At 61.8% G+C, this 22,604-nt stretch carries 19 protein-coding genes; 7 read left to right on the forward strand and 12 right to left on the reverse strand.

Features of this window, described 5'->3' with window-relative positions; genetic code table 11:
• Nucleotides 1–15: 15 nt before the first annotated feature.
• From phnK to phnF, 6 genes are read right to left on the reverse strand one after another with little or no spacing between them, the layout of a single operon-like run.
• Nucleotides 16–804: a phosphonate C-P lyase system protein PhnK gene (gene phnK / locus SSARUM_RS02075; RefSeq protein ID WP_038879071.1), complete on the reverse strand. Its 789-nt coding sequence runs from the start codon at nucleotides 802–804 to the stop codon at nucleotides 16–18.
• On the reverse strand, nucleotides 804–1,664 hold the full coding sequence (locus tag SSARUM_RS02080) for an alpha-D-ribose 1-methylphosphonate 5-phosphate C-P-lyase PhnJ (RefSeq protein WP_004933420.1): 861 nt from the start codon (nucleotides 1,662–1,664) through the stop codon (nucleotides 804–806). The genes phnK and SSARUM_RS02080 overlap by 1 nt, the downstream gene beginning before the upstream one ends.
• Nucleotides 1,657–2,742: a carbon-phosphorus lyase complex subunit gene (locus SSARUM_RS02085; RefSeq protein ID WP_060430742.1), complete on the reverse strand. Its 1,086-nt coding sequence runs from the start codon at nucleotides 2,740–2,742 to the stop codon at nucleotides 1,657–1,659. The genes SSARUM_RS02080 and SSARUM_RS02085 overlap by 8 nt, the downstream gene beginning before the upstream one ends.
• Complete coding sequence (gene phnH / locus SSARUM_RS02090; RefSeq protein WP_060430743.1) at nucleotides 2,742–3,323, reverse strand: phosphonate C-P lyase system protein PhnH; 582 nt, start codon at nucleotides 3,321–3,323, stop codon at nucleotides 2,742–2,744. The genes SSARUM_RS02085 and phnH overlap by 1 nt, the downstream gene beginning before the upstream one ends.
• Nucleotides 3,324–3,326: 3 nt before the next feature.
• Nucleotides 3,327–3,770, reverse strand: a complete 444-nt coding sequence (phnG, locus tag SSARUM_RS02095) for a phosphonate C-P lyase system protein PhnG (RefSeq protein WP_019453314.1) — start codon at nucleotides 3,768–3,770, stop codon at nucleotides 3,327–3,329.
• Nucleotides 3,771–4,499, reverse strand: coding sequence for a phosphonate metabolism transcriptional regulator PhnF (gene phnF / locus SSARUM_RS02100; protein ID WP_033648644.1), 729 nt, complete (start codon nucleotides 4,497–4,499; stop codon nucleotides 3,771–3,773).
• 227 nt (nucleotides 4,500–4,726) lie between these two features.
• Here phnF and SSARUM_RS02105 point away from each other — a divergent pair, with 227 nt between their 5' ends.
• From SSARUM_RS02105 to SSARUM_RS02120, 4 genes are all read left to right on the forward strand, one after another.
• Entirely contained in the window at nucleotides 4,727–5,782 is a 1,056-nt protein-coding gene (locus SSARUM_RS02105) for a permease (RefSeq protein WP_060430745.1), read from the forward strand.
• Nucleotides 5,783–5,817: 35 nt separating this feature from the next.
• Entirely contained in the window at nucleotides 5,818–6,009 is a 192-nt protein-coding gene (locus SSARUM_RS02110; RefSeq protein WP_223182017.1) for a hypothetical protein, read from the forward strand.
• A gap of 130 nt (nucleotides 6,010–6,139) precedes the next feature.
• Nucleotides 6,140–6,931: a hypothetical protein gene (locus tag SSARUM_RS02115; RefSeq protein WP_223182018.1), complete on the forward strand. Its 792-nt coding sequence runs from the start codon at nucleotides 6,140–6,142 to the stop codon at nucleotides 6,929–6,931.
• 216 nt (nucleotides 6,932–7,147) lie between these two features.
• On the forward strand, nucleotides 7,148–7,795 hold the full coding sequence (locus SSARUM_RS02120) for a DUF2971 domain-containing protein (RefSeq protein ID WP_080430348.1): 648 nt from the start codon (nucleotides 7,148–7,150) through the stop codon (nucleotides 7,793–7,795).
• Between the two features lie 106 nt (nucleotides 7,796–7,901).
• Here SSARUM_RS02120 and nrdG read toward each other — a convergent pair whose 3' ends face one another.
• From nrdG to SSARUM_RS02135, 3 genes are all read right to left on the reverse strand, one after another.
• A complete protein-coding gene (gene nrdG / locus SSARUM_RS02125) occupies nucleotides 7,902–8,366 on the reverse strand; it encodes an anaerobic ribonucleoside-triphosphate reductase-activating protein (RefSeq protein WP_060430747.1) in 465 nt (154 codons plus the stop codon).
• A 168-nt stretch (nucleotides 8,367–8,534) separates the two neighbouring features.
• Nucleotides 8,535–10,673 (reverse strand): anaerobic ribonucleoside-triphosphate reductase, encoded by a 2,139-nt coding sequence (gene nrdD / locus SSARUM_RS02130; RefSeq protein ID WP_033648639.1) that lies wholly within the window; start codon nucleotides 10,671–10,673, stop codon nucleotides 8,535–8,537.
• 244 nt (nucleotides 10,674–10,917) lie between these two features.
• Nucleotides 10,918–11,832 carry a LysR family transcriptional regulator gene (locus SSARUM_RS02135; protein ID WP_060430749.1) on the reverse strand — a complete coding sequence of 305 codons (915 nt, stop codon included), beginning with the start codon at nucleotides 11,830–11,832 and terminating at the stop codon, nucleotides 10,918–10,920.
• A gap of 106 nt (nucleotides 11,833–11,938) precedes the next feature.
• Between SSARUM_RS02135 and SSARUM_RS02140 the strand changes: the two genes are divergently transcribed.
• Nucleotides 11,939–12,463: an NAD(P)H-dependent oxidoreductase gene (locus SSARUM_RS02140; protein ID WP_049211844.1), complete on the forward strand. Its 525-nt coding sequence runs from the start codon at nucleotides 11,939–11,941 to the stop codon at nucleotides 12,461–12,463.
• A gap of 32 nt (nucleotides 12,464–12,495) precedes the next feature.
• On the opposite strand, the gene treC is transcribed toward SSARUM_RS02140, so the two are convergent.
• The 3 genes from treC to treR form a co-directional block, all read right to left on the reverse strand.
• The gene (gene treC, locus SSARUM_RS02145; RefSeq protein WP_060430751.1) at nucleotides 12,496–14,160 is read right to left on the reverse strand and encodes an alpha,alpha-phosphotrehalase; all 1,665 of its coding nucleotides are present in this window, start codon (nucleotides 14,158–14,160) and stop codon (nucleotides 12,496–12,498) included.
• Nucleotides 14,161–14,357: 197 nt separating this feature from the next.
• Nucleotides 14,358–15,773 carry a PTS trehalose transporter subunit IIBC gene (gene treB / locus SSARUM_RS02150; RefSeq protein WP_033636857.1) on the reverse strand — a complete coding sequence of 472 codons (1,416 nt, stop codon included), beginning with the start codon at nucleotides 15,771–15,773 and terminating at the stop codon, nucleotides 14,358–14,360.
• A 129-nt stretch (nucleotides 15,774–15,902) separates the two neighbouring features.
• On the reverse strand, nucleotides 15,903–16,850 hold the full coding sequence (treR, locus tag SSARUM_RS02155; protein WP_033636858.1) for a trehalose operon repressor TreR: 948 nt from the start codon (nucleotides 16,848–16,850) through the stop codon (nucleotides 15,903–15,905).
• 423 nt (nucleotides 16,851–17,273) lie between these two features.
• Between treR and mgtA the strand changes: the two genes are divergently transcribed.
• On the forward strand, nucleotides 17,274–19,982 hold the full coding sequence (mgtA, locus tag SSARUM_RS02160; RefSeq protein ID WP_060430753.1) for a magnesium-translocating P-type ATPase: 2,709 nt from the start codon (nucleotides 17,274–17,276) through the stop codon (nucleotides 19,980–19,982).
• A gap of 211 nt (nucleotides 19,983–20,193) precedes the next feature.
• Nucleotides 20,194–22,584: a family 20 glycosylhydrolase gene (locus tag SSARUM_RS02165; protein ID WP_060430754.1), complete on the forward strand. Its 2,391-nt coding sequence runs from the start codon at nucleotides 20,194–20,196 to the stop codon at nucleotides 22,582–22,584.
• The last annotated feature ends 20 nt before the right edge of the window (nucleotides 22,585–22,604 follow it).

Below are 22,604 nucleotides of genomic sequence, written 5' to 3' on the forward strand. Positions count from 1 at the left end.
TGTTATCGCCTTGGGTTACGACAGCACCGAAGAAACCAGCAGCTGGGTGTAAGGATGGTGCGGATCGTCCAGCACCCGGTCGGTCAGGCCGCTCTCCACCACTTCGCCCTGTTTCATCACCAGCAGACGGTGGGCCAGCAGCCGCGCCACGCCGAGATCGTGGGTGACGATCACCGCCGCCAGCTGCATTTCCACCACCAGGTTGCGCAGCAGATCGAGCAGGCGCGCCTGCACCGACACGTCTAGCCCGCCGGTCGGCTCATCCATAAACACCAGCTTGGGGTGGGTGACCAGATTGCGGGCGATCTGCAGCCGCTGCTGCATGCCGCCGGAGAAGGTGGTCGGCAGATCGTCGAGGCGCGACAGCGGGATTTCGACGTCTTCCAGCCACTGGCCGGCCTGACGGCGAATGTCGCCATAGTGGCGCTGGCCGATGGCCATCAGCCGCTCGCCGATGTTGCCGCCGGCAGAGACCTGCGGCCGCAGCCCGTCGAGCGGGTGCTGGTGCACCACACCCCAGTCGGTGCGCAGCAGGCGGCGGCGATCGCTCTCCGCCATGGCGTACAGATCCTGTTCCTGGCCCGCCTGCGGGCGGTAAAGGATCTGCCCGCGCTGCGGCGCCAGCCGCGCCGAGATCGACTTCAGCAGCGTGGTTTTACCGGAGCCGGATTCGCCGACGATGCCCAGCACTTCGCCGGGGTAGATGTCGAACGACACGTCGCTGAAGCCCTTGCCGGGGGCGTACAGGTGGGTGAGCCGGTTCACCGACAGCAGCGGGGTGGTGCTCAAAGGGGTGGAAGTCATCAGTGCTGCGCCTCTTGCGAAGATTGCGCCAGCTGCTGCCGGCAGTAGTCGGTGTCCGAACAGACGAACATGCGGTTGCCCCGATCGTCGAGCACCACCTCGTCCAGGTAGCTGTGGCGCGAGCCGCACAGCGCACAGGGTTCGTCCCACTGCTGCACGCTGAACGGATGGTCGTCGAAGTCCAGGCTCTCCACCTTGGTGAAAGGCGGCAGGGCGTAGATGCGTTTCTCGCGCCCGGCGCCGAACAGCTGCAGCGCCGGCATCATGTGCATTTTCGGGTTGTCGAATTTCGGGATCGGCGACGGATCCATCACGTAGCGATCGTTGACCTTCACCGGGTAGGCGTAGGTGGTGGCGATATGGCCGTAGCGCGCGATGTCTTCATACAGCTTCACCTGCATCACGCCGTATTCCTCCAGCGCGTGCATCTTGCGGGTCTCGGTTTCGCGCGGTTCGATAAAGCGCAGCGGCTCCGGGATCGGCACCTGATAGATCAGGATCTGGTCTTCGCGCAGCGCCGTTTCCGGAATGCGGTGACGGGTCTGGATCAGCGTGGCCTCCGGCGTGCGTTCGGTGGTTTCCACCCCGGCGACGCGCTGGAAGAAGCGGCGGATCGACACCGCGTTGGTGGTGTCGTCGGCGCCCTGATCGATCACCTTCAGCACGTCGGCGCGGCCGATGACGCTGGCGGTGAGCTGAATGCCGCCGGTGCCCCAGCCGTAGGGCATCGGCATCTCGCGGCCGCCGAACGGCACCTGATAACCGGGGATCGCCACCGCCTTCAGGATGGCGCGGCGGATCATGCGCTTGGTCTGCTCGTCCAGATAGCCGAGGTTATAGCCGGTCAATACTTCACTCATTGCGGGCCTCCTGACGCTCGCTGTATTCCTGCCGCAGCCGCTTGAGCAGCTCCAGTTCGGCCTGGAAGTCGACGTAGTGCGGCAGCTTGAGATGGGAGACGAAGCCGGCGGCCTCGACGTTGTCGGCGTGGGCCAGCACGAACTCTTCGTCCTGCGCCGGGCCGGCGACGCCTTCGCCGTAGTCGGGGCTCTGCAATGCGCGGTCCACCAACGCCATCGCCATCGCCTTGCGTTCGGCGCGGCCGAACACCAGCCCGTAACCGCGGGTGAAGTGCGGCGGATGGTCCTTGGGATCGACGAAGCCGTTGACCATTTCGCACTCGGTCAGCAGGATTTCGCCGATATCGATGGCGAAACCGAGCTCTTCAGGCACGATCTCCACCGAAACGTGGCCGGTGCGGATCTCGCCGGCGAACGGGTGGTTGCGGCCGTAGCCGCGCTGGGTGGCGTAGCCGAGCGCCAGCAGAAAACCTTCGTCGCCGCGCACCAGCTGCTGCAGGCGCGCCGAGCGCGAGCAGGGGTAAACCGGCGGATTGCGGGTGATGTCGTCCGGCGCGCTGCCGTCGTCCTGTTCCTCCCGCGCCAGCTGCTGGCGGCACAGCAGATCGAATACGTGGCTACAGTTGTCCGGCAGCGGTTCGTCGGCCTGCGGCGCACGCGGCGCCTCGCCTTCCGCCAGCAGCGCGAAGTCCAGCAGCCGGTGGGTGTAGTCGTAGGTCGGCCCCAGCACCTGCCCGCCGGGCAAGTCCTTGTAAACCGCCGAAATGCGCCGCTCCAGCCGCATGTTTTCGCTGGCCAGCGGCTCGCTGACCGCCAGGCGCGGCAGGGTGGTGCGATAGGCGCGCAGCAGGAAGATCGCCTCCACCAGATCGCCGCTGGCCTGTTTGATGGCCAGCGCCGCCAGCTCGCGATCGTAGATGCCGCCTTCGGTCATCACCCGATCCACCGCCAGGCCCAGCTGCTGTTCGATTTGTTCCGCGCCGAGAGCCGGCAGCGCGTCGTCGCCGCGCCGCAGCTGTTCCTGCAGCTGATGGGCGGCCTCAATGGCTTTTTCGCCCCCTTTTACCGCTACGTACATCAGCACACCTCCACGCGGGTGGTCCGCGGGATCGCCAGCAGGCGATCGCCGCAGGTCAGCAAAATATCCAGCCCCAGCGGGAAGCGCTGCGGGCGGTTGACCAGATAATCCAGCAGCGCCGGCGGCAGGCGCGGCGCTATCAGACGATGATTCTCTATGCCGGGGCCGGTCAGGCGCAGCGCGGCGCCGTTCTCCAGCTCGCTGAGCTGCACGATGACCGTGGCGCCGAACTCCGGCGAGATTTCCGTGCCGTGCGGCAACGCCTGCAGATCGGCGGCCTGCAACTGCTCATCGAACAGGGCAAAACAGACCTCCTGCGCCGTGGCGGCCAGCGGCGCGCCGCTGTGAAAACGAATGTTTGTTAGCACTTGCTCACTTTTAAGCGCCGCACACAGCTGCAACGGCGTTTCCTGATCGGCCAGCGTCAGCAGCGCGGCGGTGCTGGCGGCGTTCAGCGGCGCCCAGGCCGGGCCGTTCGGCAGCGCCACCCGGTGGCCCGGTTCACTCAAGGCTTTAAGAATCAAACGGAAAGCGTGCTGCGATTGGTCTATCGGTTGCTCAAAACCGGTCAATAAACTCATGGCTTAATCCCCTCGCACCAGCGTAAAGAAGTCCACCCGGCTGGCGGCGATGGCCCGGGCGCGCAGCTGGCGCTGTTCGTGCTGCAGTGCAGCCAGCGGTGCGATCAGCTGTTGTTGCAGGCGTTCGCCGTGTTCCGGCTGTTGCAGCAGCGCATCGGCCAGTGCGCACAGCTCGGCGTGCGCCTTGTCGCGCCCGGCGATATAGCTGTAGCCGTAGCCACCGTTGTCCAGCTGCACCACCGCGCGGGTGACCGTCATGTCCCCCAGCACGAAGCGGCGGCCGGTGGCGCCCATGCGCCCCTGCAGCTGGGCCAGGCCGATCTCCGGCGCGCGGATGCTGCGGTAACCCGGGCTGAGGTTCAGCGCCTGCCAGTGGCTGCGCAGCTGCTCGGGCCGGCTGTGCGCCAGCACCGACATCCAGCGTTGTCTCGACTCTAAGGCTTGCATTCAGTGCTCCATCGTCAGTTCAATCATGTCGGCGCGGGCCAGGCTGACGGAGTATTCCGCCACGTCTTCGCCGCCGCTGCGGACGTTAAGGGTGCGCACGCACAGCAGCGGCGCGTGGGTGGCGATCTCCAGCAGCCGGCTCTCTTTGGCCTGCGCGCGGCGCGCGCTGATGCGCGTCTGGCGGCGGGTCAGCGCCTGCTGGAGGTGCTGTTCGATAAACTGGTGCAGCGAACCGCTGTGGAACTGCTGCAGCGCCGGCCACCAGTCCAGATCGGGCAGATAGTGGTCGATCACGCTCATCGGCACGCCGTTGACCCGGCGCAGGGTGCGCAGGTGGATCACCATTTCGCCTTCTTCACGCGAAAGTGCGCTGGCGACATGCCCATTGCACGGGCGCAAGACAGCGAGTAAGCGCTCACTGGTGGGGTGGCTGCCCTGCTCGAACAGGTTCTGGCTGAAGCGGGTATTGGCGTGTAGCGGGTAGTCGTAAGGCCGCATCAGCACCAGAATGCCGACGCCGTGGCGGCGCTGCAGCCAGCCGCGCTCCACCAGCTGATCCACCGCGCGGCGCAGGGTGTGGCGATTGACCTGGTAACGCTCGGCCAGCTGCTGTTCCGAAGGCAGGTAGTCGCCGCAGCGGTACTGCGTGCGCAGCTCCTGTTCCAGCTGCGCGGCGATCTGCTGATAGCGGGTGGGGTAAGTGGTCGGATGTCTAGATAACTCCATCATAATAAAAACCTCGTCATACCGATGGCTGTGCGATGAAGGCGGAAGCGGTGCGTTTCATCGTGCGTCTACCCTGTGGTTTTCAAGTTGGCATCATGGTGCCGGGCGCAGATGACAATCGCGTTACGCGTCGGTGGCGAACAGATGAACTATTTTGGACAGCCCGGGCGTGCACGGGCGGCGGCGGCGCGCTATGCTGGCGCCACTGTTGACTGACTCTGGCCGCTACCATGCCGCAATCTCTGAACGCCCCTGAACACGCCCCACGCGCCTGGCCGCTGTGGAAACCGATCCTGTTTCTGCTGGTGGTGGCCGTCGGCCTCTACTACGTGAAATGGCAGCCGTACTACGGCAAGGCCTTCGTGGCGGCGGACAGCCACTCGATCGGCAAATCGATCCTGGCCGACGGCGCTGCGAGCCCCTGGCTGGCGGCCTGGCAGTACGCGCTGGTCTATTTCACCGCGGTGTGGAAGGCGGCGCTGCTCGGGGTGCTGTTAGGTTCGCTGGTGCAGGTGCTGATCCCGCGCGACTGGCTGGCGCGCACGCTCGGCCACCGGCGTTTTTCCGGCACCGTGCTGGGGGCGCTGATCGCGCTGCCGGGCATGATGTGCACCTGCTGCGCCGCGCCGGTCGCCGCCGGCATGCGCCGCCAGTCGGTATCCAGCGGCGCCGCGCTGGCCTTTTGGCTCGCCAACCCGGTACTGAACCCGGCGACGCTGGTGTTTATGGGGTTTGTGCTCGGTTGGCCGTTTGCCGCTATCCGCCTGGTGGCGGGCGTGGTGATGGTGCTGGGCATCGCCTGGCTGGTGCAGCGCGTGACCGCCCAGGACCCGCAGCCCGCCGCGCCGCAGCCGCCGGTGATGACGGCGCAGAGCGACGAGCGGCCGTTCCTCGCCCGCTGGGGCAAAGCGCTGTGGGCGCTGTTTTGGTCGACCATCCCGATCTACGTGCTGGCGGTGCTGGCGCTGGGCGCGGCGCGGGTCTGGCTGTTCCCGCACGCCGACGGCGCCGTCGACAATAGCCTGCTGTGGATCATCGCGCTGGCGATCGTCGGCTGCCTGTTCGTTATCCCCACCGCGGCGGAAATCCCGATCGTGCAGACCATGATGCTGGCGGGCATGGGCGCAGGCCCGGCGCTGGCGCTGCTGATGACCCTGCCGGCGGTCAGCCTGCCTTCGCTGCTGATGCTCAACAAAGCCTTCTCCGCCCGGGCGCTGTGCCTGACGGCGGCGCTGGTGGCGCTGTGCGGCGCACTGACCGGCGTAGTGGGGATGGGGTTGGTGTAACTGATAAGTGGCCTGATGCTGTCTCAAAGGAGGAGATGGAAATGGAACAGCGGAATAAGCCTGAAATGGACATAGAGGCGATGTTGCTGGAGCAAGCGTTGCGTGAAAGGGTGGATGCCGCCTTTGAACGCTTAAGAAACGGCACCGCGGTTTATCTCAGCCATTCGGAGGTAGAAAAACGAATGGCTATATTCAAGGTGAAAATCCAGGAGCGTTATCGAGGATGATGTTGAGCTGCGCTAGCTCACCGCTGGACTTACAGTGTCTAGGGGCGCTGTTGGTCGGCTTTGAGCGAAAAGCGGACTTTGCAATAGTTCTCACAACTGTTTAAATTATTAATAAAATCAGGAGATAAGCATGGTGATGCCTTTGGAATTTGACAATTCTTTCTTTAATAAAATTGATCCATTTTCACTTCCATTGGAAATTTGGGAAGAAAGGGAGCCAACAGAAGTAGAAACCGATGAGTTATTATCGAGAGGAGAGTGGAGGCCATGTTGCCAAATAAAGGTGAAAATAGATTTAATATTAAATTCTGCACATGACGCTGCAAGGTTAATTGCAGGGAACAAAGATGAGAATAGGATTGATAATCATGTTATTAGTTATCTTGAAAAAAACATGGAATATAAAAAATGGCGTGAATGCATGCCTCATTCAACACCAAAGCAACTAATTGATTATCAAGAAAATTACCCTCCAAAAGACTTTGAAGTTATAAATTCTTTGATTTCAAAGCATGGCATGCTGATTCCAGTAGGTCAGGCGCTATTTCACGGAGGAATATGGCCTCTAGACAAGATGGGGGGACAGGTGAAGTCATTTCTGACAAATCGCGTGTTATCAACATCGTTTTGCCCGAAAGTCGCTTTAAATAATGGAGACTGGAGGGGTAAGGCATATGATGCTGGCCGAATCGATCTTATGGTAATCACTATAAAAAGTATAGATAAGAAAGCATTTGTGTTTTCACTAGACGAGGGTTCTCATAGTCATGAGATGGAAGTGCTTTTTGAACGAGGTGTACAGTTGAGTCTTGTTAGGAGTTCAACAGTGAATCTGCACTTTAAAACTTGCAAATCGACAAGTGCATCAGATATTGACTGTAAATTTATTGCCGTTAATGTTCTTCAAATTGAAATGATATAGTGACTCTATTGTCGTTAGTTTGGATTGTGTTAGCTCCTTGGTTTGAACGTCTGCTCTGCACAGAGTGGACCGTCTGAACCACCGTGAGATCTGCTATGAGCGAACAGAAGACACTTGGTTTTTTAGGAGGTGAATTAATGTTTATGGATGAATTTTTTGGTTATTTAAAGTCAAAACTGATTTGGATATAAAATACATCGAGTGACGGTTATTAAAATGTTAAAAACAGTATATCATTTCACAACATTAAGTTCGGCAGAGAATATAGTAAAAAATGAGAATTTACGTGTATCGCGTATTAATGGTCTAAACGATCCTTTCGAATTGTTATCGGAAAATGTCGGAAATAAGAAGTTTCGACTTTCCATGAAAGAAAAAAAGAGGAATATAAATGAGTCGCATGGAATAATTTCATTCAGTAATTCATGGAAGCACCCTGTCCAATGGGCGCATTACGCTGATAAACATAAAGGTGTTTGCTTGGTTTTTTCTGTTGATAAAAGTTTATTAACGGATGTTTGCTATCATCCCGAGAGACTACTTGAGAGTAGTAACCCAAATCCATTGGATGCTTTAAAATATAAATATAAAGCTTGGGAGTATGAGGATGAAACAAGATTGATAATAGGGTTAGAAGATAAAATACTAACACGCATAGATAATCACTTCCTTATTCCTTTTCACAATAAATTAAAACTCAATGGAATTATATTCGGTGCATGCACAACTGAAAAAAACGAAGTTGATTTTTATCAAAAGATTATATCAAATTGCGACCTAAAAATTAGTAAGGTAAGACCAGCATTTAAGTCTTTTAGTATGACAAATAAAAATGACTGGAGTATTGAAAAACTTATCACATGACATGCTGCGTCTTCTACTGGCACAAAGCAGCCTGTCAGATTGACTCTGTGCCATTGCTGTATCAGTTCGAGCTTGGGCCAACACATGTGAGAGCAGCGCTGTCAGCTCATCGCAACCTATGCACCACCTGGTTGCTGCTGCCGCGCCAAATCAGCGCTGGGTCTTTCAAATCCTGTACGAACTTGCCGTCGATCAGCACGTTAATCCTGTCCACCACCTGCATTTGCTGCGCGTCCAGTTCCGCCAGCCGATAGCCGGTCCACAGCCAGATATCCTTGCCGGGGCACTCGGCGCGCACCCGTTTCACCAGCGTTAAGATGCTCGGCACGTTGGCCGGATGCAGCGGATCGCCGCCGGAGAGCGACAGCCCCTGGCGCGGCACGCGCGTATCGTTCAGATCGGCGATGATGCGGTCTTCCTGCGCCGGGGTAAACGGCTGGCCGGAGTTGAGCCGCCAGGTGCTTTTGTTGTAACAACCGGGGCACTGGTGCACGCAGCCGGCGACAAACAGCGTGCAGCGGGTGCCGGGGCCGTTGACGACGTCGATCGGGTAGTACTGGTGATAATTCATATGAGGCCTGCCCATCAGGCTATTTTACTGGCCATTTTGCCTCCGGGCAGTGCTGCCAATCCTCACGTACTGCGTGTACGCTCCGGTTGGTGCGCGCTGGCCGAAGGCAAACTGGCTGCGACAATCACGCCTGATAAACAGGCTTCTGCATAGGCTGCGCGGCGTTTCTCAGCCAAGCTGCCCGTTGCCGAGGTGTTTCACCCGGCGCTTCACCTCTTCCTGCTTGCCGGCGTTGAACGGCCGGGCATCGGGGCTGCCGAGGTAGCCGCACACCCGGCGGGTGACCGAGACCTTGGCCGAGTCGTGGTTGCCGCATTTCGGGCAGGTGAAGCCTTTGCTGGTGCAGGAGAATTCACCGGTGAAGCCGCACTCGTAGCACTCGTCGATCGGCGTGTTGGTGCCGTAGTAAGGCACCCGGCTGTAGCTGTAGTCCCACACGTCTTCCAGCGCCTTCAGGTTGTGCTGCAGGTTCGGGTACTCGCCGTAGCAGATGAAGCCGCCGCTGGCCAACGGCGGGTAGGGCGCTTCGAAGTCCAGCTTGTCGTACGGATTGACCTTCTTCTCCACGTCGAGGTGGAAGCTGTTGGTGTAATAGCCCTTGTCGGTGACGCCCGGCACCACGCCGAAATCGGCGGTGTCCAGCCGGCAGAAGCGATCGCACAGGTTTTCGCTCGGCGTGCTATAGAGGCTGAAGCCGTAGCCGGTCTCGTCTTTCCAGGCGTCGACGGCGGCGCGCAGCCGCGCGACGATCGCCACCGCTTTGGCGCGCAGCGCTTCGTCGTCATACACGTGTTTTTCGCCGCCGAACAGCGCGTTGATGGTCTCGTGCAGGCCGATGTAGCCCAGCGAGATCGACGCGCGGCCGTTCTTGAAGATATCGGCGATGTTATCGTCGGCCTTGAGCCGCACGCCGCAGGCGCCTTCCATGTACAAGATTGGCGCTACCCGCGCCTTGATGCCTTCCAGCCGGGCGATGCGCGTCATCAGGGCCTTTTTCGCCAGCTGCAGGCGCTGATCCAGCAGCGCCCAGAAGCGCGACTCATCGCCCATCGCCTCCAGCGCGATGCGCGGCAGGTTGAGGCTGATGACGCCGATGTTGTTGCGGCCGTCGTGCACCAGCTCGCCGTCCTGCTCGTAGGTGCCGAGGAAGCTGCGGCAGCCCATCGGCGTTTTGAACGAGCCGGTGACCTTCACCACCTGATCGTAGTTGAGGATATCCGGGTACATGCGCTTGCTGGCGCACTCCAGCGCCAACTGCTTGATGTCGTAGTTCGGATCGCCGTACTGGTGGTTGAGGCCGTCGCGGATGGCGAACACCAGTTTGGGGAACACGGCGGTCTTGCGGTTTTTGCCCAGCCCGGCGATGCGGTTTTTCAGGATCGAGCGCTGGATAAGGCGCGACTCCCAGCTGGTGCCGAGGCCGAAGCCGAAGGTGACGAACGGCGTCTGACCGTTGGCGGTGTGCAGGGTGTTAACCTCGTACTCCAGCGACTGGAAGGCGTCGTAACACTCTTTCTCGGTGCGCGCCATGGCATAGCCTTTGGCGTCCGGGATCTGCCATTCCTCCGCCACCTGCAGGTGTTTGCGGAAGCTCTCGTCGACGAACGGCGCCAGAATTTCATCGATGCGGTTAATGGTGGTGCCGCCATAGATATGGCTGGCGACCTGGGCGATGATCTGCGCGGTCACGGCGGTGGCGGTGGAGATCGACTTCGGCGGCTCGATTTCGGCGTTGCCCATCTTGAAGCCGTTGGTCAGCATGCCTTTCAGATCGATCAGCATGCAGTTGAACATTGGGAAGAACGGCGAGTAGTCGAGATCGTGGTAGTGAATTTCGCCGCGCTCATGGGCCAGCACTACGTCGCGCGGCAGGATGTGCTGCTTGGCGTAGTGTTTGGCGACGATGCCCGCCAGCAGGTCGCGCTGGGTGGGGATCACCTTGCTGTCCTTGTTGGCGTTTTCGTTCAGCAGCGCGCGGTTGCTCTGCTCGACCAGGCCGCGAATTTCCTGGTTCAGGCGGCCGCGCAGCTCGCGCGCCACGTCGCGATCGTGGCGGTATTCGATATAGGCGCGCGCCAGCTGTTTGTACTCGCCGGCCATCAGCTGGTTTTCCACCGCCTGCTGGATCTCGTGGATATCGACGCGCGGCTGCTGCTCCATGCGCTGAGCGACCACGCGGGCGACGGTGGCGCAGTAGTCGGCGTCGACCACGCCCACCGCCAGCGCGGCGCGCTCGATGGCCTGCGCGATGCGCGCTTCGTCAAAAGGTACCTGGCAACCGTCCCGCTTAATCACTACTGGTTTCACGTTGTACTCCTTGTTCCCCGAGGGAGCGTTCATACCCGCCTGGCGTGGCGAGCAACCGTCAAATTTCGCTTATCCACAGGGCAAAGCCGCAGCGCGTAAGGGCTGTGGCGGTGTGTGGATGATTTTGTGGATAACTACTATATATAGGTGTTCGCAATTCTTAATACACTATATATAGATATTGGCGAGATTCTTTTGATGTAGAACAAGGAAAACGGAAGAGCGTGCGCAAGCTGAACAGTCGTCAATCGCTCACTGGCCGATCGCGAAAATGTTCCAGCAGAAAATCGACCCAGACGCGCACCCGCGGCGGCAGATCCGCCGAGGCGTAATAGAGCCACAGCTGCACCGGGCGCGGCCAGCACTCCGCCAGCACCGGCCGCAGCGTGCCCTGCTCAAAGTGCTTGTCGAGGTACCAGCGCGCCAGGTTGACGATGCCCAGCCCGGCCAGCGCCGCATCCAGCAGCATCTCCGGGCGGCTCACCACCAATCGGCCGTTCAGATCCAGCGCCAGCGTTTCGCCCTGATGGCGCAGCTGCCATTTGACGTGGCGGCCGTTGCTGGGGTTGCGGTGCAGCAGGCAGTCGTGCCGCAGCAGATCGTGCGGCGTTTGCGGTTCACCGCGCCGCGCCAGATAGTCGGGCGACGCCGCCAGCGCCATGTGCATCGGGTAGAGCGGGCGCGCCACCAGCCGGCTGTCGGGATCGACCCGGCTGCCGATGCCGACGTCGAAGCCTTCGCCCACCAGATTCACCACCCGGGCATCCAGCGACAGATCGAGATCGATCTGCGGGTAGCGCGCCAGAAATTGCGGGATCAACGGCATCAGCATCTGGCGGCCGAAGCCGGGGATCATGCTGACGCGCACCACCCCGGCCGGCGCCTGCCGCTCGCCGCCGGCGCTTTCCAGCGTTGCCGCCAACGCCTGCCACAGCGGCGCCACCTGCGCCAGCAGCGCTTTGCCCTCGTCGGTCAGCAGCACGTTGTGGGTGTTGCGCTGAAACAGCCGCAGCGCCAGCTTCTCTTCCAGCGCGCGGATATTTTTGCTGACCGCCGCCGGCGTGACGCCCAGCTGGCGGGCGGCGGCGGAGAAATTTTGCGCCTGCGCGGCGGCGAGGAAGGCCGGCAGCAGGCGGTGCACGTCAAAGGGCAGCGACATAGTGGTTGATACTTTCGGTTGAAATTGAAGTGACCTTGAACAGCCTACACCCGAAGCGGCAGAAATGGAAAAATGCCTCATCTTCTTTACGTTCAAGGAATCCTTTATGTCACGCATTTTAGTGTTAACCGCCCACCGCACCCCCGACGAGTCGCGCATCAACCAGGCGCTGATCGAGGCCGTGCGCCCGCTGCCTAACGTGACCGTGCACGAACTGATCCGCACTTACCCGGATTACCGCATCGACGTGGCGCGCGAACAGGCACTGCTGGCAAGCCACGATGCGGTGGTAATGATGTTCCCGTTTTTCTGGTACAGCTCGCCGGCGATCCTGCGCGAATGGCAGGACGCGGTATTAACCTATGGTTTCGCCTACGGCAGCGAGGGCACCAAACTGCACGGCAAGCCGCTGCAATTGGTGGTGAGCACCGGCGGCAACGCGCAGGCTTATACGGCGGAAGGATACAACCGTTATCCGGTGCAGGATCTGCTGCTGCCGTTCCACGCGCTGGCTAACCTGACCGGCATGGATTATCTGCCGCCGCACCTGGTGCAGGGCGTGACCGACATGAGCGATGAGCAGTTGGCGCAAGCGGCCGCCGGGGTGGTGGCGCTGATGGGGACATTGTAGGGCGCAGCGCTCGCTCACTGCGCCCTGCGGGGTCAGTCTTCGAGCAGCCACCACACCGCTTCGAACGGCCGCAGCGTCAGCGCCTGCGGCTGGTCTGCCGAGTCGCTGTAGTTGCTCATCAGCGGGCGCCATTGGGCGGAGGCTTCCACGCCTTCCGCCGCCCAGGCCAGCGGTTCGCGGCTCAGGTTGGCCACCACCAGCAGGCGCTGGCCGTTCCAGCTGCGCTGATAGCACCACAGCGCCGGGTGATCCGGCGCCAGATCCTGATAGTCGCCGTGGGTCAGCAGCGGATACTGCTTGCGCAGGGTGATCAGCTGGCGGTAGGCATAAAACACCGAATCGAGGTCGGCCAGCGCCGCGTCGGCGTTGATCTGCGGGTAGTTCTCGGCGCAGCCGATCCACGGCGTGCCGGTGGTGAAACCGGCGTGCGGCGCGGCGCTCCACTGCATCGGCGTGCGGCCGTTGTCGCGCGATTTGTCCGCCAGGATCGCCAGCAGTTCGGCGTCGCCGCGGCCCTGGGCGCTCAGTTCGGCGTACATGTTCAGGCTTTCCACGTCGCGGTACTGCTCGATGGCGCGGAAGCCGGGGTTGGTCATGCCGATCTCTTCACCCTGGTAGATATAAGGCGTGCCCTGCATGCCGTGCAGCACCATCGCCAGCATTTTGGCGGCCGGCACCCGCAGTGCGCCTTCATCGCCGAAGCGTGACACGATGCGCGGCTGATCGTGGTTACACCAGAACAGCGCGTTCCAGGCGCGGTTATGCATCCCTTGCTGCCAGTGGCGGAAGATCTGCTTTAACTCCACGTAATCCGGCGCCGCCCGCGTCCATTTTTCGCCGTTGGCGTAGTCCACTTTCAGGTGGTGGAAGTTGAAGGTCATCGACAGCTCTTCGCCGCTCTGTGCCGCGTACTGCTGGCAATGCTCAAGCGTGGTGGAAGACATCTCGCCCACCGTCATCAGGCCGCGCGGCTGAAACACGTCGCGGCTCATTTCCTGCAGGAACTCGTGAATGCGCGGGCCGTCGGTGTAGAAGCAGCGGCCGTCACCCTGGCTGTCGGACGGGAAGTCCTGCTGCTTGGACACCAGGTTGATCACGTCGAGACGCAGGCCGTCGACGCCTTTGTCCGCCCAGAACTGACACACTTTCTTCAGCTCTTCGCGCACCGGCGGGTGTTCCCAGTTGAGATCCGCCTGCTCGGCGGCAAACAGGTGCAGATAGTACTGGCCGCTGTCTGCGTGCCACTGCCAGGCGTTGCCGCCGAACTTGGAGCGCCAGTTGTTCGGCGGCGTATCCCCCTCGCCGTCGCGCCAGACGTAGAACTGACGATACGGGCTGTGGCGATCCTGCGCGGCCTTGAACCACGGATGCTCGGTCGAGGTGTGGTTGAACACCATGTCCATCACGATGCGGATGCCGCGCCGGTGGGCGGCGGCGACCAGCTGCTCGAAGTCCGCCATGGTGCCGTAAGCCGGATCGATGGCGCAGTAGTCCGCCACGTCATAGCCGTTGTCCACCTGGGGGGAGACGTAGACCGGCGTCAGCCAGATGGCGTCGACGCCCAGCTCCTGCAGATAGTCCAGCCGCCGGGTCACGCCGGCCAAATCGCCGTAGCCGTTGCCGGTGCTGTCCTGAAAACTCTTCGGATAAATTTGGTAGATGACGCCGTTCTGCCACCAGGGGGTTGGGTTGCTCATAGCTGTATACCTTTGAATCGTGACAACGGGCCCGTACCCTTCATCTTTCAAACTGCAGCGTTGTTGGCTGCTGGCGCTGCACCCCAGTCACTTACTTGAGTAAGCTCCTGGGGATTTGCACCCTTGCCGCCTAGCTGCAGCTCGAAAGCTATAGGGTATTTCTAGCCCCTACATTCATGTTGCGTATTTTGCGTCAATCAAACCGGCAGCTCGCCGCGGGCGGCCTTGCGCTTGTAGACCATGATGGTCAGCACCAGCGGGATGACGATCGCCACCAGAATCGCCAGCGAGTAAATCAGCCAGAACTGCGGCTTGATAGACAGGATGCCCGGCAGGCCGCCGACGCCGATACCGTTGGCCATCACGCCGTCCAGGCCGCAGATAAGGCCTGCGATCGCGGAGCCGATCATCGCGCACAGCATCGGGAAACGGTATTTGAGGTTGATGCCGTACATCGCCGGTTCGGTCACGCCGAGGTAGGCGGAGATCGCCGCCGGCACCGAGATTTCACGCTCGTTGGCCTTGCGGCTGATGATGATGATGCCGAGCACCGCCGAGGCCTGCGCGATGTTGGACAGCGCAATCAGCGGCCACACCGGGGTGCCGCCCATGCTCTGGATCATCTGCATGTCGATGGCCAGCGTGGTCTGGTGCACGCCGGTGATCACCAGCGGCGCATACAGGAAGCCGAACAGCGCGGCGCCCACCGGGGCGAAGCTGCCGGTCATCACCGCTTTCACCGCCCAGGCAACCCCGTCGCCGATCATGCGGCCGAACGGCCCGATCAGCGCGTGCGCCAGGAACACCGCCAGCAGCAGCGAAACCACCGGCACCACCACCAGATAGAGGTAGTCGGGGACGATCTTTTTCAGCCGGGTTTCGATCCAGCCCAGCGCCATGCCCGCCAGGATCGACGGGATCACCTGCGCCTGATAGCCGACTTTCTGGATCACGAACCAGCCGAAGTTCCACACTTCCGGCGTTTGCTGGCCGAGCAGGTAGGAGTTCATCAGCTGCGGCGACACCAGGGTGACGCCCAGCACGATGCCGAGTACCGGGGTGCCGCCCATCTTTTTCACCGTCGACCAGCAGATGGCCACCGGCAGGAACATGAAGATCGCTTCACCGAGCAACCACAGGAAGTCGTAAATGGTTTTCCACGCCGGGTGCATCTGCGCCAGCGTTTGGCCGCCGGACATCGGGATGTCGCCGATCACGTTGCGGAAGCCGAGGATCAGACCGCCGCTGATCAGCGCCGGCAGCAGCGGGAAGAAGATCTCGGCGAAGTGGGAGATGGTGCGCTCGGTCCAGGTCATGTTCTGGCGCGCGGCCACCTTGGCCTGTTCTTTGTCGGCCTCGTTGACGCCGGTGCTGGCGATCAGCGCCTGATAGTAGTCGCCGACGTCGGTGCCGATCACCACCTGGAACTGCCCGGCGTTGGTGAAGCAACCTTTGACCATCGGCAGCTCTTCGATTTCTTTGGGGCTGGCCTTGCTGGGGTCATTGAGGACGAAACGCAACCGGGTAATGCAATGGCTGACGGTGGCGATGTTTTCGCGGCCGCCGACCAAAACAATCAGGCGATCAATATCCTGCTGTTTTACTTTGCTCATTATGGGATACCTGCAGAGGTGTTGGCTGAGTAATGATCAAAGCTTAGTCACTCGAATTTTTTTATGGAATGGGAACGTTCCCGGTTTGGGGCGAGGATCACAAAATGACAAAAAATGGTCGTCTTTTAATCAGGAAAGTTTGCTGGGCACCACCAGGCGGCGGATCCCCTGTTCGCCGTTGAGCTGCGCCAGCAGCTGTTGCGCCGCCAGCAGGCCGGCGCTGCCGTAGCCGAACTCCACCGACAGAGTATCGGGGAACAGGAAGCTGAGCAGCGGGGTGTTGCCGATGGCGCATACCTGAATGGCGCGCGCCGGCTGCTGCTGCAGGTACTTAATCGCCCCCAGGGCGATGCTGTCGGAGGCGCAGATCAGTGCGCTGGTGTGTGTATCAATCACTTCGGCGGCGTGCTGGAAACCGCTCTGGTAGCTCAGCTCGCCCAGCGTGGCGCGCGGCGTGAGCTTGAGGCGCTCGCAGGCGTCGAGATAGGCCTGGTAGCGGCGCTGGCCGGTGGTGGCGTCGCTGAGCTGCACCCCCAGATAGCCGATGTGCCGGTGCCCTTGCCGATACAGGCGATCCATCAGCAGGTTCACCGCGCCGGCGTCGTCGTAGCAGACGGACGAAAAGCCGTCGTATTCGCGCACCATCACCACCATTTTTTCCTGCCACGGTTTGAGCATCGCCGCGGTCAGCCCGGTAAAGCCGAACAGGATCACGCCGTCGACGTTGCGCTGGCGCAGCACGTGCAGGTGCTCCTGCACCAGGCGGGTTTCGAACTGGCTCTCCATCACGATAGGATCGAAACCCTGCTGATACAGCAGCGGCAGCATGGTGCGCACCGCCTGGTTTTCCGACGGTGAATCGAGACGGGAAACGATGATGCCCACCACTTTGTCGCTCTGGCCGCGCATGGCGCGCGCCGACTTGGAGGGGGTAAACCCTTGCTGACGGATCACCGCTTCCACCCGTTCGCGGGTCTGCGGGCTCACGCTGCCTTCGTTGTTCAGCACCCGTGAGACGGTGGATTTGCCTACGCCGCTCAGGCGTGCGATGTCCTTGATGGTCAGCCGGTTTTGCATGGTTTACTTTTCGTTGAGGTGGACAGGCGTAACATAATGGCCTGTAAAACAATGCCCGTCAGCATAGCTCATTTTCCCACGCGGATCTTGAGGCAATACGGGATTGTTGCACTGCGCTGAACGGCCGCTCCTGCCGCTCTGTTTTTCCCTTTACCGGAGGTGATTCCCCATATGGACCCCGACCCGACCGCTTTAGACACTCACTCGGTTCACCGGTAAAACCTTTCCGCCTGGCGCTGCTGTTTTACCGGTGAAGTACATCACGGTAACCGGTGGCGCGCGTTTCGTCGTTCGCTCCTGCTGCTGAAAAAAGAATAAGGATCTGCGTTGGCAGAGGCTTTTTGGCGCACCCGCCATCCGCCCGGCCGATGACGATCCCCGTTTACCCGCTGCCGTGAGGCACCGGGCGACGAGGTGCGAACCATGAAACTGAAAAAACTCCCCCGTCAGCTGCTGGGCCTGTTCGCCCGCGGCCTTCCGCGCCGTTTGGTGCGCCGCGACAGCCTGCTGGACGGCGTCGGCGGCGCTGCGCACGATATGCCGGCCGGCCTGGCGCAACAGCGGCTGGAATGCGCCGCCGCAGAGACGATGCAGCTGTTTGAGCGTTTCCACAGCCACCCGGAAGGCATCACCGCCCATGAGGCGGAGCAGGTGCGCCGGCGCTGCGGTGAGAACGTCATCGACGATCAGCAGAAAGAGGCCTGGTGGCAACACCTCTGGCACTGCTACCGCAACCCGTTCAACCTGCTGCTGACCGCGCTCGGCATGATCTCGTACGCCACCGAGGATCTCACCGGCGCGCTGGTGATCGCGCTGATGGTGCTGATCTCCACGCTGCTGAACTTCATCCAGGAGGCGCGCTCCAACCGGGCGGCCGATGCGCTGAAAGCGATGGTGAGCAACACCGCCACGGTGATCCGCAGCGATGCGCTCACCGGCAAGAGCGAACACGTGGAGCTGCCGATCGCGCAATTGGTGCCGGGCGATATCGTCAAGCTGGCGGCCGGCGACATGATCCCGGCGGATCTGCGCCTGCTGTCGGCCAAGGATCTGTTCATCAGCCAGGCGGCGCTGACCGGCGAATCGCTGCCGGTGGAAAAATCCGCGGCGCCGCAGGCGCTGGCGGCCGATCCGCTCGACTGCCAGAACCTGTGCTTCATGGGCACCAACGTGGTCAGCGGCACCGCGCTGGCGATGGTGATCGGTACCGGCGGCGGCACCTATTTCGGCCAGCTGGCGCAGCGCGTCACCAGCCAGGAGCAGCAGCCGAACGCCTTCCAGAGCGGCATCAGCAAGGTCAGCTGGCTGCTGATCCGCTTTATGCTGGTGATGACGCCGATCGTGCTGCTGATCAACGGCTACACCAAGGGCGACTGGTGGGAAGCGGCGCTGTTCGCGCTGTCGGTGGCGGTCGGGCTGACGCCGGAAATGCTGCCGATGATCGTCACCTCAACGCTGGCCAAAGGGGCGGTGAAGCTGTCGCGCCAGAAGGTGATCGTCAAACGCCTGGACGCCATCCAGAACTTCGGCGCCATGGACATTCTGTGCACCGACAAGACCGGCACCCTGACTCAGGACAAGATCGTGCTGGAGCGCCACACCGATGCGTTCGGCGCCGGCAGCGAGCGGGTGCTGCGCTACGCCTGGCTGAACAGCTTCTACCAGACCGGGCTGAAAAACCTGCTCGACGTGGCGGTGCTGAGCTGCGCGGAGCAGAATCGGCAGCCGGCGGCGTTGCAAAACTACCGCAAGGTGGATGAGATCCCGTTCGATTTCGTGCGTCGCCGCATGTCGGTGGTGGTGGCGAAAGACAACGAGTATCACGAGCTGGTGTGCAAGGGCGCGCTGGAAGAGATGCTGGCGATTTGCAGCCACGTGCGCCACGAAGACGAGGTGATCCCGCTCAGCGAGGCGCTGCTGGCGCGCATTCGCCGCATCACCGACGATCTCAACCAGCAGGGGCTGCGGGTGGTGGCAGTGGCCAACAAGATCCTGCCGGCGCAAACCCACGAATACGGCGTGGCGGACGAGTCGGATCTGATCCTCGAAGGCTACGTCGCCTTCCTCGATCCGCCGAAGGAGAGCACCGCGCCGGCGCTGGCGGCGCTGAAACAGAACGGCGTCACGGTGAAGATCCTCACCGGCGACAACGAGCTGGTGGCCGCCAAAGTGTGCCGGGACGTCGGGCTGGCGGCCGAGCACCTGCTGCGCGGCAGCGAGATCGAGCAGATGGACGACGAGCAGCTGGCCCAGGCGGCGGCGCGCACCACGGTGTTCGCCAAGCTGACGCCGCTGCACAAAGAGCGCATCGTCAAACTGCTGCGCCGCCAGGGGCACGTGGTGGGCTTTATGGGCGACGGTATCAACGACGCGCCGGCGCTGCGTGCGGCCGATATCGGCATCTCCGTCGATTCGGCGGTGGACATCGCCAAGGAGGCGGCGGACATCATCCTGCTGGAAAAAAGCCTGATGGTGCTGGAGCAGGGGGTGATCGAAGGGCGCCGTACCTTCGCCAACATGCTGAAATACATCAAGATGACCGCCAGCTCCAACTTCGGTAACGTGTTCAGCGTGCTGATCGCCAGCGCCTTCCTGCCGTTCCTGCCGATGCTGCCGCTGCACCTGTTGATTCAGAACCTGATGTACGACATCTCGCAGATCGCCATCCCGTTCGATAACGTCGACGACGATCAGATCACCCAGCCGCAGCGCTGGAACTCCGCCGATCTGGGGCGGTTTATGGTGTTCTTTGGGCCGATCAGCTCGATCTTCGACGTGCTGACCTTCAGCCTGATGTGGTGGGTATTCAAGGCCAATACGCCGGAAATGCAGACGCTGTTCCAGTCCGGCTGGTTCGTGGAAGGGCTGCTGTCGCAAACGCTGATCGTGCACATGATCCGCACGCGCAAAATTCCGTTTATCCAGAGCCGCCCGTCCTGGCCGCTGTGCATCATGACGCTGGCGGTGATCGCCACCGGCATCGGCCTGGTGTTCTCGCCGCTGGCCGGCTTCCTGCAGTTGCAGGCGCTGCCGCTCGGTTACTTCCCGTGGCTGGTGCTGATCCTCGCCGGTTACATGGTGCTGACCCAGTGCGTGAAAGGCTGGTTCGTGCGCCGCTACGGCTGGCAATAACCCGTTCGCCCCCTCCGGCGGGGAGGGGGCAACTGTGATCCCGCCCGCTTTTTCACCGCAATGGTTGGACATCTGTTCTGGGCTGAGTCTTTATCTACAGCGTTGGCTGTTTTCCCCTGCGCCTTTCAAACCAACGCGTTGTTGTTTATCGCCTAGCGGTGGTTTGAAATTCATTGGGGATATTTTGTTTTTTTCCTCTGAGGAATTTCCGATGCACAGACCTTTCCGTTATACGCTACTGGCTTCATCGTTATGGTTTTCCTGCGGCGCGCTGGCGCAGCCGGCCGGCGATCTGCCGCTGATGCCCTGGCCGCAGCAGGTGGAAGTGACGCAACCGGCGGGCAAGCTGGTGCTGGATCACCGTTTGTCTCTGACGCTGCAGGGCGACGATCTGGGCGACGCGCTGCCGCGCTGGCGCCAGCGCATCGAACTGCAGACCGGCTGGACGCTGGCGCCGATGGAAGAAGCGAACGGCGCGGCGATCAAGGTGGTGATCAAGGACCGGGTGGCGGCGCAGCCGCTGCCGGGCAGCGATGAGAGTTACCGGCTGGCGGTCACGCCGCAGGGCGCCACGCTGACCGCCAACACGCGTTTCGGCGCGCTGCGCGGCATGGAGACCCTACTGCAGCTGCTGCAGACCGACGGGCAAAATACCTTCCTGCCGCTGGTGGATATCCGCGACGTGCCGCGTTTTCCGTGGCGCGGCGTGCTGCTGGATTCGGCGCGTCATTTCCTGCCGCTGCCGGACATTCTGCGCCAGCTCGACGGCATGGCGGCGGCCAAGCTTAACGTGTTCCACTGGCACCTGACCGACGATCAGGGCTGGCGCTTTGCCTCCGAGCATTATCCCAAGCTGCAACAGCAGGCCAGCGACGGCCAGTTCTATACCCGCGAGCAGATGCGGCAGGTGGTGGCTTACGCCACGGCGCGCGGCATTCGCGTGGTGCCGGAGATCGACATGCCGGGGCACGCCTCCAGCATTGCGGTAGCCTATCCCGACCTGATGAGCGCGCCGGGGCCGTATCGGATGGAGCGCGAGTGGGGCGTGCATAAGCCGACGCTCGATCCGACCCGCGACGAGGTGTATCAGTTTGTTGACACGATCGTCGGCGAGCTGGCGGCGATCTTCCCCGATCCTTATCTGCATATCGGCGGCGACGAGGTGGACGCCAGCCAGTGGCGGGCGTCGCCGTCGATTCAGGCGTTTATGCAGAAGAACGGGCTGGCGGATACCCATGCGCTGCAGGCCTACTTCAACCAGAAGCTGGAAAAGATCCTCGAGAAGCACCAGCGGCAGATGGTCGGCTGGGACGAGATCTATCATCCGTCGCTGCCGCGCTCGATCGTCATTCAGTCCTGGCAGGGGCAAGACTCGCTGGGCGCCAGCGCGCAGGACGGCTATCAGGGCATTCTCTCCACCGGTTTCTACCTCGATCAGCCGCAAAGCACCGCCTATCACTACCGCGATGAAATTCTGCCGCAGCCGCTGGGGGTCGAGACGGCGGTGCAGCCCGGCGAGCAGGCGCAAAGCTGGCGTTTCAGCATGCCGCGCCTGAAGGGCAGCGCGGTGGAAGGCAGCTTCACGCTGATCGAGGGCAAGCAGGGCTGGCGCGGCTTTATCGATTTCAACGGCAAGTCGCGCCGCGCGGTGCACGACATCGTCTGGCGCACGCCGCAGCAGGTGACGTTCCGCGTCGATACCTGGATGGGCGACACGCGGCCGGTGTTCACGCTGCAGCAGGACAAGCTCAGCGGCTATACGTTAGTCGGCAACGTGCGTTACCCCACCCGCGGCGACAAGCTGGCGGCGGTGCCGGCGGGCAAGATGCCGGTGGTGCCGGACGAGAAAGGGCAGGCCAACATTCTCGGCGGTGAAGCGGCGCTGTGGGCGGAAAACGTGCGCGCGCCGCTTCTCGATCTCAAGCTGTGGCCGCGCGCCTTCGCGGTGGCGGAGCGGCTGTGGTCGGCGCAGGACGTCACCGACGAAAACAACATGTACCGGCGGCTGGCGGCGATCGACGCCTGGTCGGTGGTGTCGGTCGGCCTACAGCAGCACGCGGAAACGGCGCGCGAATTCACCCGATTGAGCAACAGCGTGCAGATCGTGCCGCTGCAGATCCTGGCCGAGGCGGTGGAGCCGGCGCAGTATTACACCCGCCAGCACCTGAAGTTCCAGGCCGGCAACTATCACCAGTTCGAACCGCTGAACCGCTTTGCCGATGCGCTGCCGCCGGAGAGCGGCGCGGTACGTGAGATGCATGCCCAGGTCGCGGCCTTGTTGAAGGATAAGCGCGATAAGGCGGCGGCGCAGGCGCTGCGCGAACGGCTGCAGCGCTGGCAGGCGAACGCCGCGGCGCTGCAGACGGCGATCGCGGGCAACCGCACGCTGCGCGATCTGGCCCCGGTGGCGCAGGACGTCGATGCCTTGGCTACGCTGGGCTTAATGCTGCTGGATCGCCATCAGCAGGACAAACCGCTGAACCGGGCCGAGGCCGAACAAGCGCAGCGCCAGCTGGATGCGGCGGCGCAGACGCGCGACGAGGTGGTGATTGCGGCGGTGTACCCGCTGGAGGCGCTGCTGCGGGGGTTGCAGGAGCAATGAGGCGGACGGGCTCGTGTGAG

Origin of the sequence: Serratia sarumanii, from assembly GCF_029962605.1 — a bacterium.
In the GTDB taxonomy this organism is placed as follows: domain Bacteria; phylum Pseudomonadota; class Gammaproteobacteria; order Enterobacterales; family Enterobacteriaceae; genus Serratia; species Serratia sarumanii.

Bases quoted from the DNA above. Each gene is read 5' to 3' on its own strand.
- phnK (WP_038879071.1), bottom strand. From the start codon at position 804: ATGACTTCCACCCCTTTGAGCACCACCCCGCTGCTGTCGGTGAACCGG.
- SSARUM_RS02080 (WP_004933420.1), bottom strand. From the start codon at position 1,664: ATGAGTGAAGTATTGACCGGCTATAACCTCGGCTATCTGGACGAGCAG.
- SSARUM_RS02085 (WP_060430742.1), bottom strand. From the start codon at position 2,742: ATGTACGTAGCGGTAAAAGGGGGCGAAAAAGCCATTGAGGCCGCCCAT.
- phnH (WP_060430743.1), bottom strand. From the start codon at position 3,323: ATGAGTTTATTGACCGGTTTTGAGCAACCGATAGACCAATCGCAGCAC.
- phnG (WP_019453314.1), bottom strand. From the start codon at position 3,770: ATGCAAGCCTTAGAGTCGAGACAACGCTGGATGTCGGTGCTGGCGCAC.
- phnF (WP_033648644.1), bottom strand. From the start codon at position 4,499: ATGATGGAGTTATCTAGACATCCGACCACTTACCCCACCCGCTATCAG.
- SSARUM_RS02105 (WP_060430745.1), top strand. From the start codon at position 4,727: ATGCCGCAATCTCTGAACGCCCCTGAACACGCCCCACGCGCCTGGCCG.
- SSARUM_RS02110 (WP_223182017.1), top strand. From the start codon at position 5,818: ATGGAAATGGAACAGCGGAATAAGCCTGAAATGGACATAGAGGCGATG.
- SSARUM_RS02115 (WP_223182018.1), top strand. From the start codon at position 6,140: ATGGTGATGCCTTTGGAATTTGACAATTCTTTCTTTAATAAAATTGAT.
- SSARUM_RS02120 (WP_080430348.1), top strand. From the start codon at position 7,148: ATGTTAAAAACAGTATATCATTTCACAACATTAAGTTCGGCAGAGAAT.
- nrdG (WP_060430747.1), bottom strand. From the start codon at position 8,366: ATGAATTATCACCAGTACTACCCGATCGACGTCGTCAACGGCCCCGGC.
- SSARUM_RS02135 (WP_060430749.1), bottom strand. From the start codon at position 11,832: ATGTCGCTGCCCTTTGACGTGCACCGCCTGCTGCCGGCCTTCCTCGCC.
- SSARUM_RS02140 (WP_049211844.1), top strand. From the start codon at position 11,939: ATGTCACGCATTTTAGTGTTAACCGCCCACCGCACCCCCGACGAGTCG.
- treC (WP_060430751.1), bottom strand. From the start codon at position 14,160: ATGAGCAACCCAACCCCCTGGTGGCAGAACGGCGTCATCTACCAAATT.
- treB (WP_033636857.1), bottom strand. From the start codon at position 15,773: ATGAGCAAAGTAAAACAGCAGGATATTGATCGCCTGATTGTTTTGGTC.
- treR (WP_033636858.1), bottom strand. From the start codon at position 16,850: ATGCAAAACCGGCTGACCATCAAGGACATCGCACGCCTGAGCGGCGTA.
- mgtA (WP_060430753.1), top strand. From the start codon at position 17,274: ATGAAACTGAAAAAACTCCCCCGTCAGCTGCTGGGCCTGTTCGCCCGC.
- SSARUM_RS02165 (WP_060430754.1), top strand. From the start codon at position 20,194: ATGCACAGACCTTTCCGTTATACGCTACTGGCTTCATCGTTATGGTTT.